Raw genomic sequence first — 16039 nt, forward strand, 5'->3', positions numbered from 1 at the left:
ATATTAACAGTCGTTTAGGTTAAATTAAGAGGGATTATTATATTACAGGAATATTACATCCACGTAATAATTGTAAAATATGTTGATAACCGAAATTTATTACGATATGATGAACATGTCTTAAAAATAACATAACAAGGAGGACAACCTGATGATTAACTCAGCTAAAGTTTTATATACCCAACTTCATAAAGGTGCCTCCTTTGATAGAGCTTGATTATTCATCATAATTGGTTCTAGATATCATATATATTATTTTTTATCTGTGTTAGGGAGGTTTGAAGCCTCTCTATTTTTATGCGATTTTTCAGTGTGCACAAAAGTAGTGCGCACTTTTTTTGTTGTTATTTTTAAGAATATTCTGAAACAAAAAGGGGTTAAAGTGCTATGTCAAAAATTGTCTTGAGACCGCAATCTGAAAATGCAGCAACGGGAGATTATACAACAACTACGAAAATCAAGGGGTTTTATCCGCAGTAATCGGTGATAAGAGCCCTGGTTCGAGACAGGGTGGTTAAATTATGTTTGAGTTTCTATTTAAATTGAAGTGGTTTTTTAAAGAAAATAAAGGGCGTTATATATCGATTTTTCTGGTTCTGTTAATCGTTAATGTACTGGAAGTCATTCCCGCCCAGTTGATTGGACGGGCGATTGATTTCATCAGTACAGGAGAGATCACCGCCATGCTCATGTGGCAGCTGATCATTATTTTCGCAGTGGTCATTCTGCTGAGCTATGCCGGCGGATTTCTATGGCAGTACCTGCTGATCGGCGGAGCAATTAAAATTGAAAGCATCATCCGCATGAAATTGATGCGCAAATTTCTGCTGATGTCTCCAAGTTTTTTTGAACGGAATAAAACCGGGGACCTCATGGCACGCACGACGAATGATTTAAAAAGTGTACATCAGGCGACAGCCTGGGGTGTGCTTACTCTGATAGATGCGACGACTTTCATGGGGACGATCATTCTGGCAATGGGAATCACGGTTTCATGGGAACTGACCTTTTACGCGCTGCTGCCGCTGCCGCTTCTTGCCGTGATCGAGCAGCGTCTGGGGAAGAAAATAAATGCCGCACATAAAGAGAGTCAGGAAGCATTCAGTAATATGAATGATTCAGTGCTTGAAGTGGTTGAAGGTGTAAGACTGACACGGAGCTATGTCCAGGAAAACGCTGAAAGTAAAAGATTCAGGGGAATGACTGATGGCTATTTGAATAAGTTTATGAAAGTGGAACGCCTGGACGCGCTATTCCAGCCGCTGACGATCATTGTTACGATGATCAGCTTTATGGTTGCATTTGGTTACGGTGCGGTTTTGGCAAACCGCGGAGTGATTACTGTCGGTGATATCGTAACATTCAACATTTATTTGAACATGCTCATCTGGCCGATGTTTGCGCTCGGCATGCTGTTCAATATTCTGCAGCGGGGCAATGCATCTTTGACACGCATATATAACGTGCTTGATACAGAAGACGATGTTAACGATGAAGGTGAATTTATTCCGCAAAATACGGATATGAATTTCGACGGAGTGTCATTCACTTATCCATCGAGCAACCGTCAAAATCTAAAAGGCATCAACATAGAATTGAAGCCTGGGGATACACTTGGCATCGCCGGCAAAACCGGCAGCGGCAAGACGACTTTGATCAAACAGCTGCTGAAATATTATCCGGCAGGTGAAGGGCAACTGATCATTGATGGAGTGGACATTTCCAAACTCAGCAGGAAAGACCTGCGGGAGAAGATCGGCTATGTATCACAGGAAAATATTCTATTTTCGAGAACGGTTGAACAGAACATCAAATTCGGGAAACCTGCCGCCACCGATGCAGAGCTCAAAGAAGTGATTCGGCTGAGTGCATTTGACTCCGATTTGAAGCGGATGCCTGAAGGGCTTGAAACGATGGTCGGTGAAAAGGGAATTGCACTCAGCGGGGGTCAGAAGCAAAGGATTTCCATCGCCAGAAGCCTGATCAAAGATCCCGAGATTCTGATTTTGGATGATGCATTAAGTGCGGTAGACGCTAAAACTGAAAAAAGAATCATTGATAATATCAGGGAGAGCAGAAAGGATAAAACGACAATCATCGTGACGCACAGATTATCTGCAATCACACATTCCGACATCATTATAGTCATGGATGACGGTGAAGTTGCAGAAATGGGCACACATGAGGCGCTTGGCAGAAGTAACGGATGGTACAGCACTCAAAACACGTACTATCAGACGGGAGGTGGTCCTGATGAAAGAGATTAAACGATTGATCCGGTATGCAATGGAATACAAGTGGCTGTTCATCACCGGAATATCATTAATGATATGCATGGTGGGATTTGAGCTTCTCGGGCCTTTTATCGCTATGCTGATTCTGGATAATCACATTAAGGCAGGCGGGAACACAATTGAATTGACGCCGATTTTCCAGCTGCTTGGACTTTTCTTCGTCATTAAGGTCCTGCATGCACTCTTCAGTTATTATCAGACAGTGATCCTGCAGAAATCCGGTGCCCTGGTCGTACAGAAAATGAGGAATGATATTTTCCGGCATGTACAAAAACTGCCAATCCGGTATTTTGATGATCTGCCTGCCGGTAAAGTGGTGGCAAGAATCACCAATGATACGGAATCCATCCTGCAGATGTTCAGTATAGTTCTGCCGATGTTCATGGTCAGCGTGCTGACGGTTGGTGCGATTACAGTGATTATATTCAACATCAATTTCTGGACAGGGCTGATCATGCTGATCTTTATACCGATTGTGGTTTTATGGATGTTCCTTTACAGGAAATACTCCAATGATTACAACCATAACAAGCGGGAGAGAAACAGTGACATGAACGCCATGATCAATGAGTCGATCAACGGTATGCCGATCATACAGATTTTTAACAGGGAAGCGCAGATAGAGGAAGAATTTAAAGCATTGAATGATGACTATGTGAAAAATTCGAAACGGCTGATCAATCTGGAAAGTGCGACGGGGGAAAATCTTCTGGAGAGTTTCAGGTCACTGATCTTTGCGATTCTGGTTTATATTTTTGCATCCAGTTTTATGAGTGACACCGAGGCACTGTCAGTCGGAACCATGTATGTCCTGGTGGACTATATCACACGATTTTTCAATCCGCTGTACAACATCATCGGTCAGCTGAACATTTTTGAAGAAGCACGGGTGGCTGCAGTGAAAGTATTCGAACTGCTGGATGTTGAAGAAGAACCTCTGGAGACCGGGGAACTGAAAGCGTTCAGCGGTTCCATAAAATTCAAAAATGTCGGATTCTCATATGACGGCAAGGAAAAAGTGCTGGAAGACATCAATATGGAAGTCGGATCCGGAGAAACCGTTGCCCTGGTGGGACACACCGGCTCGGGCAAAAGCTCGATCATTAATCTGCTGATGCGGTTCTATGATCCGGTGGAGGGAGAAATTTCATTCGACGGCAGGAATACAAAAAATATTTCCAGGCAGTCATTGAGAAGTGCAATGTCCATTGTGCTGCAGGATCCCTTCATATACAGCGGGTCTCTGCTGTACAACATCCGTCTGAATAATACGGATATCAGTGAAGGTGCAGCAAAAGAAGCACTGACGAGCGTCGGCGGACAGCATTTGATGGACCGGCTGGATGACGGCATTCACAGTGAACTCACCGAAAGAGGGGCGACATTATCACTCGGTGAAAGACAGTTGATTTCATTTGCCAGGGCACTTGCCTTTAATCCTAAAGTACTTGTATTGGATGAAGCGACAAGTAACATTGATTCCGAAACAGAGCAGATCATTCAGCATGCGATGAAAGTGGTGAGCCGCGACAGGACGACTTTCATCATCGCGCACCGTCTGTCGACCATACAGCACTCAGATCAGATCATCATGCTTGAGGACGGAAAAATTATCGAGCATGGCAATCACGATAAGCTGATAAATGACGGAAACAGCTATGCGAAGATGTATCAGATGCAGGTGACGGGTACATCCGTTTAGAGTATTGACTTTTTACGCTGGTTACCCTAAAGTTAAAAACAATCGAATAACTTATTTATCCAGAGAAGTGGAGGGACCAGGCCCGATGAAGCTTCAGCAGCGGGCTCGGAACGGGCACTGTGCTAAATCCTGCAGGCAGAGGCTTGGGAGATAGAATCTTAGGAACCATTTGCTGAAATTTTGGCAGATGGTTTTTTATTTTGAGGAATGGAGTGGTTGAATGGGAATTGAATTAAAAGACGTTTCTAAAACTTTTGAAATGAAAAATAAAAAAGTGGAAGCATTGAAACCGACGGATCTTATCATTAATGACGGAGAGATTTTCGGTCTGATCGGTTTCAGCGGTGCAGGGAAAAGTACTCTGCTCCGGCTGATCAACCTGCTTGAGAGACCGTCTACAGGCAGCATTACCATTAACGATGTGTCTCTGGATAAGCTTTCCGAGAAGGCACTGCGTATCAAAAGACAGAAAATCGGAATGATTTTCCAGCAATTTAACTTAATAGAATCCAAAACGGTGTATGAAAATATCGAATTTGTTTTAAAAGCCAGTAAATTTGATAAGCATAAAGTGAAGGACAGAGTAAAAGAACTGCTCGAATTAACCGGTCTTTCGGATAAAATCAATACTTTGCCTAAAAATCTGAGCGGCGGTCAGAAGCAGCGCGTGGGCATTGCACGGGCACTGGCAAATGATCCGGAAGTGCTGCTGTGTGACGAAGCGACCAGTGCACTGGATCCGGATACGACGAAAAACATACTGAGACTGCTCAAAAAGATCAATCAGGATCTGGGGATCACCATCGTTCTCATCACCCATGAGATGGAAGTCATCAAAGAAGTGGCGGACAGGGTCGGTGTCATGTCGGCCGGGGAAATAATAGAGATGAATGACGTATATAATATCTTCAGCCATCCGCAGCATGAAGTGACACAGGGGTTCGTCCAGGACATCTACGATTTTGTCATCCCGCCCCACATACAAGAGTCGGACGGGTCACAGGTCATTACAATCAAGTTTTTAAATGAAAATGCAGAAGCGAATTATGTGAATCAGCTGTATCGTCATTTCGATTTGGAAATCAGCATATTGAACGGCCGCATTGAGTACATAAACGAAATGCCGCTTGGCTTTCTAATGCTGCATGTGCAGGGGGACACTGGAGAGATTGCCAAACTGAAAACGTTCATCGATGACTCCAAGGGAATAGAGAGGGCTGAAATTTATGGATAGATTGATTGAAATTTCCCCGTTGTTATATAAAGCATTGCTTGAAACGACTCTGATGGTTGCGATCTCGATATTTTTCGCGGTATTGATCGGACTGCCTCTGGGGATATTGCTGTATATCACGGCAAATCCTTTATTGTTTAAAATAAAACCGCTGAATGCATTTCTGGGGGCTCTGACAAACGTCATCCGTTCTTTCCCATTCATCATTCTGATCGTGGCGATTATGCCGCTTGCGACATGGCTGACCAGCAGCTCGCACGGCCCGGTATTCGCGAGTGTGGCCCTGTCGATGGCGTCCATTCCTTTATTCGCCAGATTGGTCGAAACGAGTTTCAACGGGATCAGCAAAGGTGTGATAGAAGCGAGTATCGCCGGCGGTGCCTCACTGCTCCTGATCATTACGGATGTTTTAATCCCGGAAGCGAAACGCGGTATCACCCAGGCGATCACTTTGACAACCATCTCGGTTGTCGCCTTCAGTGCAACAGCCGGGGTCGTCGGAGGCGGCGGTATCGGCGACCTTGCAATCCGCTATGGATATTACAGATACGACACGGTGACAATGATTGCGACGGTTGTCGCTCTGATTATAATAGTTCAGCTCATTCAGATCATCGGCGATTATTTGAGTCAAAGACAGGAGGGGAGATAAATGCGGGGAATATTTACGTTTCTTGGATCGACTTTAGCGGTAATCATATTGACCAGCGTGCTCCTCTACGAAGGTGAGGGGGAAGTCATTACAATCGGCGCTTCATCAGGCCCGTACAGTGACATGGTCAATTTCGCCTTAAAACCGGCACTCGAAGAACAGGGATATACGGTTGAAATCGTAGAATATACGGATTATATCCAGCCGAACAATGCACTCCATAATGGTGACCTGGGTGCGAACCTGTATCAGAATGTTTCATTCATGAAGGATTTTAATGAGGAAAATGGAACGGATCTTATAAATCTGATTCAGGTGCCGACAGCACCAATGGGACTGTACTCGAGTCAGTTTGATTCACTGGAGGGAATTGCGAACGGCAGTGAAGTTGCGCTGCCGCTGGACCCGGTCAACTCTTCCAGGGGATTCCAGACACTGGAGGATGCAGCCCTGATAGAAATTGCTGAAGACGCAAATATGCTCGCAATCGAGGAGGGAGACATTATCCAGAATAATAAAAATCTGGAATTTGTATACCAGGATTCCGGCCAGCTGCCAAGAAGTGTAGATCAGATCGGCCTTTCCCTGGTGCCGGGTAACTACGCTTTGGCGAGTGGTATGGATTTAGCGGATGCGCTGCAACTCGAACAGATGAATGAGAACTTCCGAAATCAGATTGTCATCAATGAAAAGGATGCGGATACGCAAATGGCGGATGACCTGATTGAAGCTGTGGAGTCGGACCACTTCAAGCAGACGATTGATGAACAATTCCAGGGATTCGATAAACCGGAGGGATTTTAAATGGCCAATAAACTGTTAAGCAGCATTCCACCAAGCTATTTCGGCAGTGCAATGTCCAAGGAACTGGATATTGGCGAATTGCCGCTTCTGAATCTGGCGGTCGGCATTCCCGACGGAGAAACGGCGGACAGCATAAAAGAAGCGGTCACAGAATCCGTATATCAGGCCGAAAATCAAAGATACGGCGTGTTCAGGGGAAAGCAGTCTTTCAAAGATGCGATCATACGGTTTTATAAAAAGCATTATGATGTGGATCTGGACGAAGAGAACATCGCTCTCCTGTATGGCACTAAAAGTGCCCTTGTCCAGTTCCCGATGATGTTCATCGAACCGGGGGAGGGCGTCTACCTCCCAAATCCGGGCTATCCGGATTATATGGCAGGTGTCAAACTGGCGCGTGGTGCGGTGTATGATCTGCCGCTGCTTCCGGAAAACAATTTTTTACCGGACTATGATTCTTTAAATGCGGATGAAGTCTCCAATGCGAGACTGATCTATTTGAATTATCCTTCCAATCCGCTCGGGGCCGTGGCGACTAAGGCATTCTTTGACGACACGGTTGAACGCTTTAAAAATACTAAAACAAGAATCGTGCATGATTTTGCATATGCCGCTTTCTCATTTGACGGGCGGCATCCGAGTATTTTAAGCAGCGATTCCGGACTCGAATGTTCGATGGAAATTTATTCGATGTCCAAAGGATTCAATATGTCAGGCTTCAGAGTCGGATTTGCCGTTGGCAATAAAGAAATGGTCGAATCGATCAACCTCTTCCAGGACCATACCCAGACGGGAATGTGGGGTGTGCTGCAGGATGCCTCCGTTACAGCGCTGTGGCATGAGGCGGAAATATTGTCCGGCCAGCACGATAAATTTCAAAAAAGAAGAGACATTATTGAAAAATCCTTCTCGGAATTTGATATTCCGCTGAATCCGATCAAGGGCGGGATATTTGGATGGGTCCGTGTTCCGGACGGATATGACGGCGAGAGCTTTGCCGGCTTCCTCCTGAGTGAAAAGTCGATACTTGTTACGCCCGGCATACCTTTCGGGTCGAGAGGGAAGGAATATATCCGGATTTCCCTCGCGGTGGAGGATGATATTTTAGCGGCTGTCATTGACCGTTTTGGCAGCATCAGAGACATGTGGCGGTAATCCCGCTGTAAACTTTTTGTAATTAGGTCTTGAAACATATTGGGATAACATGTACCATTATAAATGTAATCAATTCGACATAAAAAGGTAGGTTTTTCGACTCATCATCGTCTGATCAGGCCTTTGATAGAACAGAGGTTTCCAATCCTGTTCTAGATATCATATATATTATTATCTTATCTGTTATAGAGGGGCTCCGGCCTCTCTATTTTTTTATATACCCTTATATGCTTTATAAATTTAACCCGAATGTGGTATTCTTTTAATCAGATAAAATGGATTATGGAGGCGCCTTATAGTGAATAAGCTTTTCAACCGGAATAAGATGCTGTTGATTCTTTTCGGCATCATAGTACTCATTTTACTGATCGGATTCTCAATGGGTAACAGGGACTCGACAACTAAAGCTGAACAGTTCACTGCGGATGCGACAGCTGCCACCCAGACGGTCATTGGTGCGCCGCTTAATTTTGTCAGCAATATCTTCTCCAATATCAGCAGAAGTTTCAGTGCGGTGGAAGAGAATGAAAAGCTGCAGGCAAAACTTGATATGCTGCCGCAGATGGAAGCGGATATAAACCGTCTGGAAGCGGAGAATAAAGAGCTCCGGGAAGCTTTGGATGTCAGCTCCAAACGGACGTATGAAAGCATTAATGCGCGTGTGATTTCCCGCTCGCCTGATCAGTGGCTGAACAGTTTTACTGTAGATAAAGGGGAAAAAGACGGGATTACAGAAGGCATGGCGGTAATGACGGCTGAAGGCCTGATTGGAACAGTCAGACGTGCGAACGGCGGATCCAGTTACATAGAAATGCTGACAACTTCTGTATCACAAAACAACCTATCTGTAGAAATCATGCATGACGGAAAACCCGTGTATGGAAACATCAGCAGGTATGACAGCGAGCGCAATCTGCTTGTTGTAGAGAATATCAAGAACAGAAGCGGACTGGAAAAAGGGGACAAGGTGTTCACGAGCGGGCTCGTGGGCGACTTCCCTGAAGGACTTATTATCGGAACGGTCGTGGAAGTTGAAAATGATGAATATGGACTGAGTCAGAATGCTTATGTACAACTCGAGAGTAATGTAGATGATATCGATACAGTATTTATCTTAAGCAGAAGTCCGGAATCGATGGAGGACTGATATGAAAGCAATCGTTATCTTTATCTCATCACTTCTGTTTATGTACGCCGACTTTCTGTTCGCAGAGATCAGCCCGTTCATGATCAGCGGCCTGGAGGTTTATTTCGTGCCCAGGCTGCTGCTGATGTATGTATTGCTGATTTCGATTTATGTAAGTCCGTCAATGAGTGCTTTTATCGGAATTGTCCTTGGATTGATGCTGGATGTATATATCGGGTCGGTCTACGGTATACATTCATTGGGAATGGTCGCATTCGTAGCATTCATGCATACTGCATTCCGGGTGTTCTATAAAGATTTTGTAGCTATGGCATTTGTCATACTGCTGCTCACATTTTTATATGAAACGTATATTTTCTTCTTATACAGGGTACTTGATATGGTATACATGCCGATATTCGATTACCTGGCACTGCGGGCAGCGCCGAGTCTCCTGCTGAATGCGCTGCTGTTCACCTTTGTATTTGTAGCGGCCCTGAAGACTTCAAAAGTCAGAAATACCCTGTAATCTAAACATTGACACACTTTAAGCCAGTTGGTATAATGCAATAGTTGATGAATTTGTAGACATCAACCGCACAATTACGGGTTAAAGCGACGGATGTCCACCTGTAAATGGCGTGTCTTATTAAATCAGGAGGTGTAAGTATGTTTGCAATCATCGAAACTGGTGGTAAACAGTTGAAAGTTGAAGAAGGCCAGACAATCTACGTTGAGAAATTGAACGCAGAAGAAGGCGATTCATTCACTTTTGACAAAGTACTCTTTGTTGGTGGCGATTCTGTTAAAGTTGGTGCCCCGACAGTAGAAGGAGCGACTGTTTCCGCTAAAGTTGAAAAACATGGCCGCGGCAAGAAGATCACTGTTATTAAATTCAAACGCAGAAAGAACTATTCTCGTAAACAGGGACATCGTCAGCCATATACGAAGCTAACAATCGGAAAGATTGAAGCGTAATGATTAATGTATCCATAAATATCAACGACGAAGGTCAGGTTCAGTCCTTTGACATGTCGGGTCACGCAATGTTCGATGAACACGGAAAAGACCTAGTATGTGCAGGCGCTTCGGCAGTTGTATTTGGATCTGTAAATGCAATCATCAATATGACTGAAGCTAATCCATCCATAGAAATGGAAGAGGAGACAGGCTATTTCAGCTTCATAGCGCCGGATCCGGCGGATGAAAAAATGCAGGTTCTTTTGGAAGGCATGATTATTTCATTAAAAACGATAGAAGAAGAATACGGTGAACACATTAAACTTGTATATAAGTGAGGTGAAAGCAATGCTTAAACTTAATCTTCAGTTTTTTGCATCCAAAAAAGGTGTAGGTTCTACGAAGAACGGACGTGATTCAATCTCCAAACGTCTTGGCGTCAAAAGACAGGACGGCCAATTCGTAACAGGCGGTTCCATCCTTTTCCGTCAGCGTGGCACTAAAATGCACCCGGGCGAAAACGTAGGACGCGGCGGCGATGATACATTATTCGCTAAAATCGATGGTGTTGTAAAATTCGAACGCATCGGAAGAGATAAAAAACGCATTTCCGTTTATCAGGAAGCTAAATAATTTCTCGAATGGGCATCAGCTTCTGCTGATGTCCTTTTTCATTAAATGAGTAGAATACGATATGATATAATACAAAGGAATTGAGGTGAAATCATGTTCATAGATCAGGTTGATATATACTTGAAAGCTGGAGATGGTGGCAACGGTATCGTTGCGTATAGAAGAGAAAAATATGTACCAATGGGCGGACCTTCAGGCGGAGACGGCGGAAATGGCGCAGATATCATTTTTGTAGTAGACGAAGGGCTCCGGACTTTGATGGATTTCCGTTATCAGAGACACTTTAAAGCAAACAGAGGGCAGAATGGAATGAGTTCAAATGCCCACGGCAGAAATTCTGAGCCTCTGATTTTAAAAGTGCCGCCGGGCACGATTATCAAAAGAAAAGATACGGGGGAGACGCTGGCAGACCTTACAAAACACGAAGCCCGTGCTGTAGTTGCCAGAGGCGGACGCGGCGGACGCGGCAACTCGCGTTTTGCGACATCAAGAAACTCCGCCCCGGACTTTGCAGAAAATGGAGAACCGGGTGATGAGTTTGAAGTGATCATGGAGCTCAAACTGATGGCTGATGTAGGACTCGTTGGTTTCCCGAGTGTGGGTAAATCCACGATGCTGAGCGCAGTATCCAAAGCGAAACCTAAAATCGGCGATTATCCTTTCACTACGATAAAACCGAACCTGGGCGTAGTGGAAACAAAAGACGGCAGATCATTTGTAATGGCTGACCTGCCGGGATTGATTGAAGGCGCATCAGAAGGCACAGGGCTCGGACACCAATTTTTACGCCACGTCGAACGGACGAGAGTCATTGTCCATGTGATTGACATCAGTGAAGCGGAAGGCCGTGATGCCATCGAAGATTATAAAACGATCCGTAATGAAATGGCACTGTATAATGAAAACTTGATCAAACGGCCTGAGATTATCGTACTGAATAAAGTCGATCTGGTTGAAGATGAAGAGATTTTCAATCGATTTAAAAAAGAAATTGGTGAAGACAAGGAGATTTTCCGGATTTCTGCAGCAACCCGCCAAAATCTGGATGAACTGTTGTACAGAGTAGCCGACTTGCTTGAAGAAACGGAAAAAGCTGAAGTCGTTCCGGTAAACACGGATGAAAGAGTAGTCTACCGTCATGAAAAAGACAGAGATGCTTTTGAAATCACACGTGATGACGATGGCGCCTATGTCGTTTCGGGTGCTTCTATCGAACGTACGTTCAAAATGACTGACTTCAACCGTGATGCAGCAGTGCGCCGTTTCGCAAGACAGATGCGTACGATGGGCATTGATGATGCTTTAAGGGACAAAGGCATTCAGTCTGGAGACACTGTACGGATTCTCGGTGGGGAATTCGAATTTGTAGAATGATGGTGATTTCATGTATCAGTATATAAAAGGTGTGCTTAAGGAAGTGACACCGCAGTATATAACACTTGAAACGAATGGCATCGGACATTTGATCAATGTACCGAATCCATTCCGTTTCGAATCGTCAGTCGACAGTGAAATGACAATTTTTGTCGACCTGATTGTACGCGAAGACAGTCATACGCTCTATGGATTTAAAGATATGGAAGAGAAGACTCTCTTCCAATCTTTACTCAAAGTCACAGGAATCGGTCCAAAAAGTGCGATGGCAATACTTGCGGCTTCATCCCCGCAGGGGGTTATAAATGCCATAGAGAATGAAGATCAGGCGTATATGCAGAAGTTCCCCGGTGTGGGCAAAAAAACAGCGAGTCAGATTATTTTAGACCTTAAAGGCAAACTCGCACCGGCAGAATCTTCCGGGGAGGAAACACCTAAGGGCGGAAATGCGCATTTCATCAGTGAAGCACTTCTCGCGCTGGAAGCACTGGGTTACTCGAAACGGGAGATGACACGTATTGAAAAGCATCTTAAAACTATTGACATCGAGTCAGTAGATGATGCTGTTAAAAAAGGACTTAAATTTTTAGTACAGTAATGAGGTGCTGGTATGGATGATCGTATTTTGGATGAATCCCAAAAAAATGGCGAAGAAAATACAGAGATGTCGTTAAGACCTGGTTTCCTTAATCAATACATAGGACAGAGCACTTTAAAAGACAATCTTAAAATTTTTATAGAAGCTGCCAGAATAAGGGAAGAGGCACTGGATCATGTGATTCTGCATGGCCCGCCGGGCCTGGGTAAAACTACATTATCGAGTATTATCGCAAATGAACTCGGGGTGAATATCAGGACAACATCCGGCCCTGCCATAGAACGCGCAGGCGATCTGGCTGCAATCTTGTCCAGTCTGGATATAGGGGATGTGCTCTTCATCGATGAGATTCACCGGCTGCCCCGTGCGGTCGAGGAGATCCTTTATTCAGCGATGGAAGATTTCTTCCTGGATGTTGTGATCGGCAAGGGTGAAGAGGCGAGAAATATCCGTATTGATCTGCCGCCGTTCACTCTGGTCGGAGCCACAACACGTTTCGGCAGTCTCTCCGCACCACTCCGGGACCGTTTCGGAGTCCAGCTCAGACTGGAATATTATGACCTGGAGAGCCTGATTACAATCGTCAACCGGACAGCTGATATTTTCGAAGTTGCGATTGACCCGGACAGTGCAATCGAACTTGCGAGAAGATCAAGAGGGACCCCCCGCATAGCCAACAGGCTGCTCAGGCGGGTAAGGGACTTTTCCATTGTTAAAAAAGAACCTTCAATCACTCTGGATACGACAAATCATGCGTTGAAAGTGCTTGAGGTGGACGGCCTCGGGCTTGATCCGGTCGATCACCGGATCATGAAAACAATCATTGAAACGTATGGCGGCGGTCCGGTCGGTCTTGAGACGGTAGCTGTTTCCATTGGAGAAGAAGTGGTGACATTACTCGATGTTTACGAACCTTATCTGATCCAGCAGGGATTTCTGGAGCGAACACCAAGAGGGCGTAAGGCGACAGCTAAAAGTTTTGATTACTTTGCATCTCAAAAAGAGATTGATATTTTTAGAAATGAGGAATAGGGTTTGAAACTCGATGAATTTGATTTTGAGCTGCCGGAAGAATTGATTGCACAAACGCCGCTGGCAAATCGTTCCGGGAGCAGACTGCTGGCTTTGGATAAAAGCCGCGGCAAAATAGAAGATAAATATTTCACAGACATCATCGACTACCTGGACGCCGGGGATACGCTTGTATTGAATGATACAAGAGTGCTCCCGGCACGGCTTTACGGGATAAAGTCGGAAACGGGCGCGAAAATTGAAATGCTGATGCTCAAACCGATTGAAAACGGCTACGAGGTGCTGATCAAACCCGCCAAACGGGTGAAACCCGGAACCGAGATCGTATTCGGTGAAGGACTGCTGAAAGCCGTCTGTACAAATACTTTCGACGAGGGTATCAGACATGTCGAGCTTATCTACGACGGTGTACTTGAAAATGTACTGGACGTATTGGGCGAGATGCCGCTGCCGCCGTATATCAAGGAAACGCTTGAGGATAAAGAAAGATATCAGACGGTATATGCAAAAAACAGCGGTTCAGCAGCTGCACCGACGGCCGGTCTGCACTTTACAGAAGGATTGCTTGAAGAGATCAGGGGGAAAGGGATCAACATTGCCACCATTACGCTGCATGTTGGTCTTGGTACTTTCCGTCCGGTAAGTGTGGATGAAATAGAAAATCATAAAATGCATTCTGAATTCTATATCATGAATGAAGAAACGGCAGAACTATTGAATGAAACCCGTGAAAACGGAAAAAAAATCATCAGTGTCGGCACGACAAGTACACGGACACTGGAAACGATCATGCGGGATTACGGAGCATTCGAGGCTGCCAGCGGATTCACGGATATTTTCATATATCCGGGATTCGAGTACAAGGCGATTGATGCACTGATAACGAATTTCCATTTGCCCAAGTCTTCTTTGATGATGCTGGTAAGTGCATTTTCGGACCGTGATATGATTATGGAAACATACCGCCATGCGGTGGATGAGCGGTACAGGTTCTTCAGTTTCGGCGATGCGATGATTATTTACGAAGGTGATTATTAATGGCAATTAGATATGAACATATAAAAACGTGTAAGCAGACGGGTGCAAGACTCGGCAAGCTGCATACACCGCACGGTACAATCGATACACCAATCTTCATGCCCGTAGGCACACGGGCCACAGTGAAAACGATGACACCTGAAGAGCTTGCCGATATCGGAAGCCAGATCATACTGAGCAATACGTATCATCTATGGCTCAGACCGGGAAGCGACCTGATACGCGAAGCGGGCGGACTCCATAAATTCATGAACTGGAACAAGCCGATCTTAACCGACTCTGGCGGTTTCCAGGTGTTCAGCCTGAGCGACAGAAGAAAAATAGAAGAAGAGGGGGTTCATTTCAGAAGCCATCTGGATGGTTCCAAACTTTTCCTGAGTCCTGAAAAAGCGATGGATATACAGCATGACCTCGGCTCGGACATCATGATGTCTTTTGATGAATGTCCGCCGCATCCGGCAGAACATAAGTATGTAAAAAACTCCATCGAACGCACATCCAGATGGGCTGAACGCGGTCTTGACCACCATATTAAAAGCGGCAAAGATAAAACACAGGCGCTGTTTGGCATTGTCCAGGGCGGGGAATATGCCGATCTTCGGGCACAAAGCGCAAAAGATCTTGTTTCCATGGATTTCCCCGGCTACTCAATCGGCGGATTATCCGTCGGGGAACCCAAACCGATAATGTACCGTGTACTGGAAGAGACGATACCCCATCTCCCTGAAGACAAGCCGAGATATCTGATGGGTGTCGGTTCTCCCGACGCACTCATAGAAGGCGTAATGCGCGGGGTGGACATGTTCGACTGTGTACTTCCGACACGCATCGCCAGAAATGGTACAACCATGACTTCAAGAGGCCGTGTCGTCGTTAAAAAGAAAATATATGAGAGAGATTTCACCCCGCTCGATGCACAGTGTGATTGCTACACATGCAGAAATTATACAAAAGCGTATCTTCGCCATCTATTCAAAACAGATGAAATTCTCGGTTTAAGGCTTACTACTTACCATAACCTTTATTTTCTGTTAAAATTAATGGAAGATGTTCGAAGTGCGATTTTAAATGATAGTTTAATGGATTTTAAAGAAGCGTTTTTCGAATCTTATGGATTGAATGTTGATAATCCGAAAAATTTCTAGTCAAGAGGAGAGATTTAGCAGATGGAATTTTTCATGGCCATCTTGCCGTTCCTGGTACTCATCCTGGTAATGTATTTCCTGATGATCCGTCCGGCACAGAAGAAGCAAAAAGATGTACAGAACATGCAGAGCAATCTGCAAAAAGGCGACAAGGTCGTTACAATAGGCGGTATGCATGGTGAGGTAGAATCATTCGATCAAAAACATATGTACATACGTACTGAGGATGTTGATGGTGCTGTTCTTAAATTCGACCGTGTAGCATTGAAAGAAATTGTAAAATAGCAAACCA

Annotated in this window: 17 protein-coding genes, 1 riboswitch and 1 other annotated feature; all 17 genes read left to right on the forward strand. The window is 44.9% G+C overall.

Annotated elements, in window-relative coordinates; genetic code table 11:
• Positions 1-521: 521 nt before the first annotated feature.
• Positions 522-2267, forward strand: a complete 1746-nt coding sequence (locus ACKRAT_RS05915; protein WP_411844173.1) for an ABC transporter ATP-binding protein — start codon at positions 522-524, stop codon at positions 2265-2267.
• The gene (locus ACKRAT_RS05920; protein WP_411844174.1) at positions 2254-3996 is read left to right on the forward strand and encodes an ABC transporter ATP-binding protein; all 1743 of its coding nucleotides are present in this window, start codon (positions 2254-2256) and stop codon (positions 3994-3996) included. The genes ACKRAT_RS05915 and ACKRAT_RS05920 overlap by 14 nt, the downstream gene beginning before the upstream one ends.
• 52 nt (positions 3997-4048) lie before the next feature.
• Positions 4049-4153: riboswitch (SAM riboswitch) on the forward strand.
• Between the two features lie 63 nt (positions 4154-4216).
• On the forward strand, positions 4217-5230 hold the full coding sequence (locus ACKRAT_RS05925; RefSeq protein WP_411844175.1) for a methionine ABC transporter ATP-binding protein: 1014 nt from the start codon (positions 4217-4219) through the stop codon (positions 5228-5230).
• Positions 5223-5882: a methionine ABC transporter permease gene (locus ACKRAT_RS05930; RefSeq protein WP_411844176.1), complete on the forward strand. Its 660-nt coding sequence runs from the start codon at positions 5223-5225 to the stop codon at positions 5880-5882. The genes ACKRAT_RS05925 and ACKRAT_RS05930 overlap by 8 nt, the downstream gene beginning before the upstream one ends.
• Positions 5883-6686: a MetQ/NlpA family ABC transporter substrate-binding protein gene (locus ACKRAT_RS05935; protein WP_411844177.1), complete on the forward strand. Its 804-nt coding sequence runs from the start codon at positions 5883-5885 to the stop codon at positions 6684-6686.
• Positions 6687-7841, forward strand: a complete 1155-nt coding sequence (locus tag ACKRAT_RS05940; protein ID WP_411844178.1) for an aminotransferase class I/II-fold pyridoxal phosphate-dependent enzyme — start codon at positions 6687-6689, stop codon at positions 7839-7841.
• A 298-nt stretch (positions 7842-8139) separates the two neighbouring features.
• Positions 8140-8988, forward strand: a complete 849-nt coding sequence (gene mreC, locus ACKRAT_RS05945) for a rod shape-determining protein MreC (RefSeq protein WP_411844179.1) — start codon at positions 8140-8142, stop codon at positions 8986-8988.
• A 1-nt stretch (position 8989) separates the two neighbouring features.
• Positions 8990-9496, forward strand: a complete 507-nt coding sequence (mreD, locus tag ACKRAT_RS05950) for a rod shape-determining protein MreD (protein ID WP_411844180.1) — start codon at positions 8990-8992, stop codon at positions 9494-9496.
• A gap of 54 nt (positions 9497-9550) precedes the next feature.
• Positions 9551-9624 (forward strand) — a sequence feature (ribosomal protein L21 leader region).
• Between the two features lie 12 nt (positions 9625-9636).
• Positions 9637-9945, forward strand: a complete 309-nt coding sequence (gene rplU / locus ACKRAT_RS05955) for a 50S ribosomal protein L21 (protein WP_411844181.1) — start codon at positions 9637-9639, stop codon at positions 9943-9945.
• Complete coding sequence (locus ACKRAT_RS05960) at positions 9945-10265, forward strand: ribosomal-processing cysteine protease Prp (protein WP_411844182.1); 321 nt, start codon at positions 9945-9947, stop codon at positions 10263-10265. The genes rplU and ACKRAT_RS05960 overlap by 1 nt, the downstream gene beginning before the upstream one ends.
• A gap of 10 nt (positions 10266-10275) precedes the next feature.
• The gene (rpmA, locus tag ACKRAT_RS05965; protein WP_411844183.1) at positions 10276-10560 is read left to right on the forward strand and encodes a 50S ribosomal protein L27; all 285 of its coding nucleotides are present in this window, start codon (positions 10276-10278) and stop codon (positions 10558-10560) included.
• A gap of 93 nt (positions 10561-10653) precedes the next feature.
• On the forward strand, positions 10654-11934 hold the full coding sequence (gene obgE / locus ACKRAT_RS05970) for a GTPase ObgE (protein ID WP_411844184.1): 1281 nt from the start codon (positions 10654-10656) through the stop codon (positions 11932-11934).
• A gap of 10 nt (positions 11935-11944) precedes the next feature.
• Positions 11945-12532 carry a Holliday junction branch migration protein RuvA gene (ruvA, locus tag ACKRAT_RS05975; protein ID WP_411844185.1) on the forward strand — a complete coding sequence of 196 codons (588 nt, stop codon included), beginning with the start codon at positions 11945-11947 and terminating at the stop codon, positions 12530-12532.
• A 12-nt stretch (positions 12533-12544) separates the two neighbouring features.
• A complete protein-coding gene (ruvB, locus tag ACKRAT_RS05980; RefSeq protein WP_411844186.1) occupies positions 12545-13564 on the forward strand; it encodes a Holliday junction branch migration DNA helicase RuvB in 1020 nt (339 codons plus the stop codon).
• 3 nt (positions 13565-13567) lie between these two features.
• A complete protein-coding gene (gene queA / locus ACKRAT_RS05985) occupies positions 13568-14602 on the forward strand; it encodes a tRNA preQ1(34) S-adenosylmethionine ribosyltransferase-isomerase QueA (protein WP_411844187.1) in 1035 nt (344 codons plus the stop codon).
• Entirely contained in the window at positions 14602-15747 is a 1146-nt protein-coding gene (gene tgt / locus ACKRAT_RS05990; RefSeq protein WP_411844188.1) for a tRNA guanosine(34) transglycosylase Tgt, read from the forward strand. Before queA ends, tgt begins: the two co-directional genes overlap by 1 nt.
• Before the next feature lie 21 nt (positions 15748-15768).
• Entirely contained in the window at positions 15769-16032 is a 264-nt protein-coding gene (gene yajC, locus ACKRAT_RS05995; protein WP_411844189.1) for a preprotein translocase subunit YajC, read from the forward strand.
• Positions 16033-16039: the final 7 nt, after the last annotated feature.

Origin of the sequence: Salinicoccus sp. HZC-1 (genome assembly GCF_046736035.1) — a bacterium.
GTDB lineage: Bacteria > Bacillota > Bacilli > Staphylococcales > Salinicoccaceae > Salinicoccus.

Excerpts from the sequence above, each read along its gene's own strand:
- ACKRAT_RS05915 (WP_411844173.1), top strand. The coding sequence starts at position 522 with ATGTTTGAGTTTCTATTTAAATTGAAGTGGTTTTTTAAAGAAAATAAA.
- ACKRAT_RS05935 (WP_411844177.1), top strand. The coding sequence starts at position 5,883 with ATGCGGGGAATATTTACGTTTCTTGGATCGACTTTAGCGGTAATCATA.
- rpmA (WP_411844183.1), top strand. The coding sequence starts at position 10,276 with ATGCTTAAACTTAATCTTCAGTTTTTTGCATCCAAAAAAGGTGTAGGT.
- obgE (WP_411844184.1), top strand. The coding sequence starts at position 10,654 with ATGTTCATAGATCAGGTTGATATATACTTGAAAGCTGGAGATGGTGGC.
- rplU (WP_411844181.1), top strand. The coding sequence starts at position 9,637 with ATGTTTGCAATCATCGAAACTGGTGGTAAACAGTTGAAAGTTGAAGAA.
- ruvA (WP_411844185.1), top strand. The coding sequence starts at position 11,945 with ATGTATCAGTATATAAAAGGTGTGCTTAAGGAAGTGACACCGCAGTAT.
- tgt (WP_411844188.1), top strand. The coding sequence starts at position 14,602 with ATGGCAATTAGATATGAACATATAAAAACGTGTAAGCAGACGGGTGCA.
- ACKRAT_RS05925 (WP_411844175.1), top strand. The coding sequence starts at position 4,217 with ATGGGAATTGAATTAAAAGACGTTTCTAAAACTTTTGAAATGAAAAAT.
- yajC (WP_411844189.1), top strand. The coding sequence starts at position 15,769 with ATGGAATTTTTCATGGCCATCTTGCCGTTCCTGGTACTCATCCTGGTA.
- ruvB (WP_411844186.1), top strand. The coding sequence starts at position 12,545 with ATGGATGATCGTATTTTGGATGAATCCCAAAAAAATGGCGAAGAAAAT.
- ACKRAT_RS05940 (WP_411844178.1), top strand. The coding sequence starts at position 6,687 with ATGGCCAATAAACTGTTAAGCAGCATTCCACCAAGCTATTTCGGCAGT.
- ACKRAT_RS05930 (WP_411844176.1), top strand. The coding sequence starts at position 5,223 with ATGGATAGATTGATTGAAATTTCCCCGTTGTTATATAAAGCATTGCTT.
- ACKRAT_RS05920 (WP_411844174.1), top strand. The coding sequence starts at position 2,254 with ATGAAAGAGATTAAACGATTGATCCGGTATGCAATGGAATACAAGTGG.
- mreD (WP_411844180.1), top strand. The coding sequence starts at position 8,990 with ATGAAAGCAATCGTTATCTTTATCTCATCACTTCTGTTTATGTACGCC.
- ACKRAT_RS05960 (WP_411844182.1), top strand. The coding sequence starts at position 9,945 with ATGATTAATGTATCCATAAATATCAACGACGAAGGTCAGGTTCAGTCC.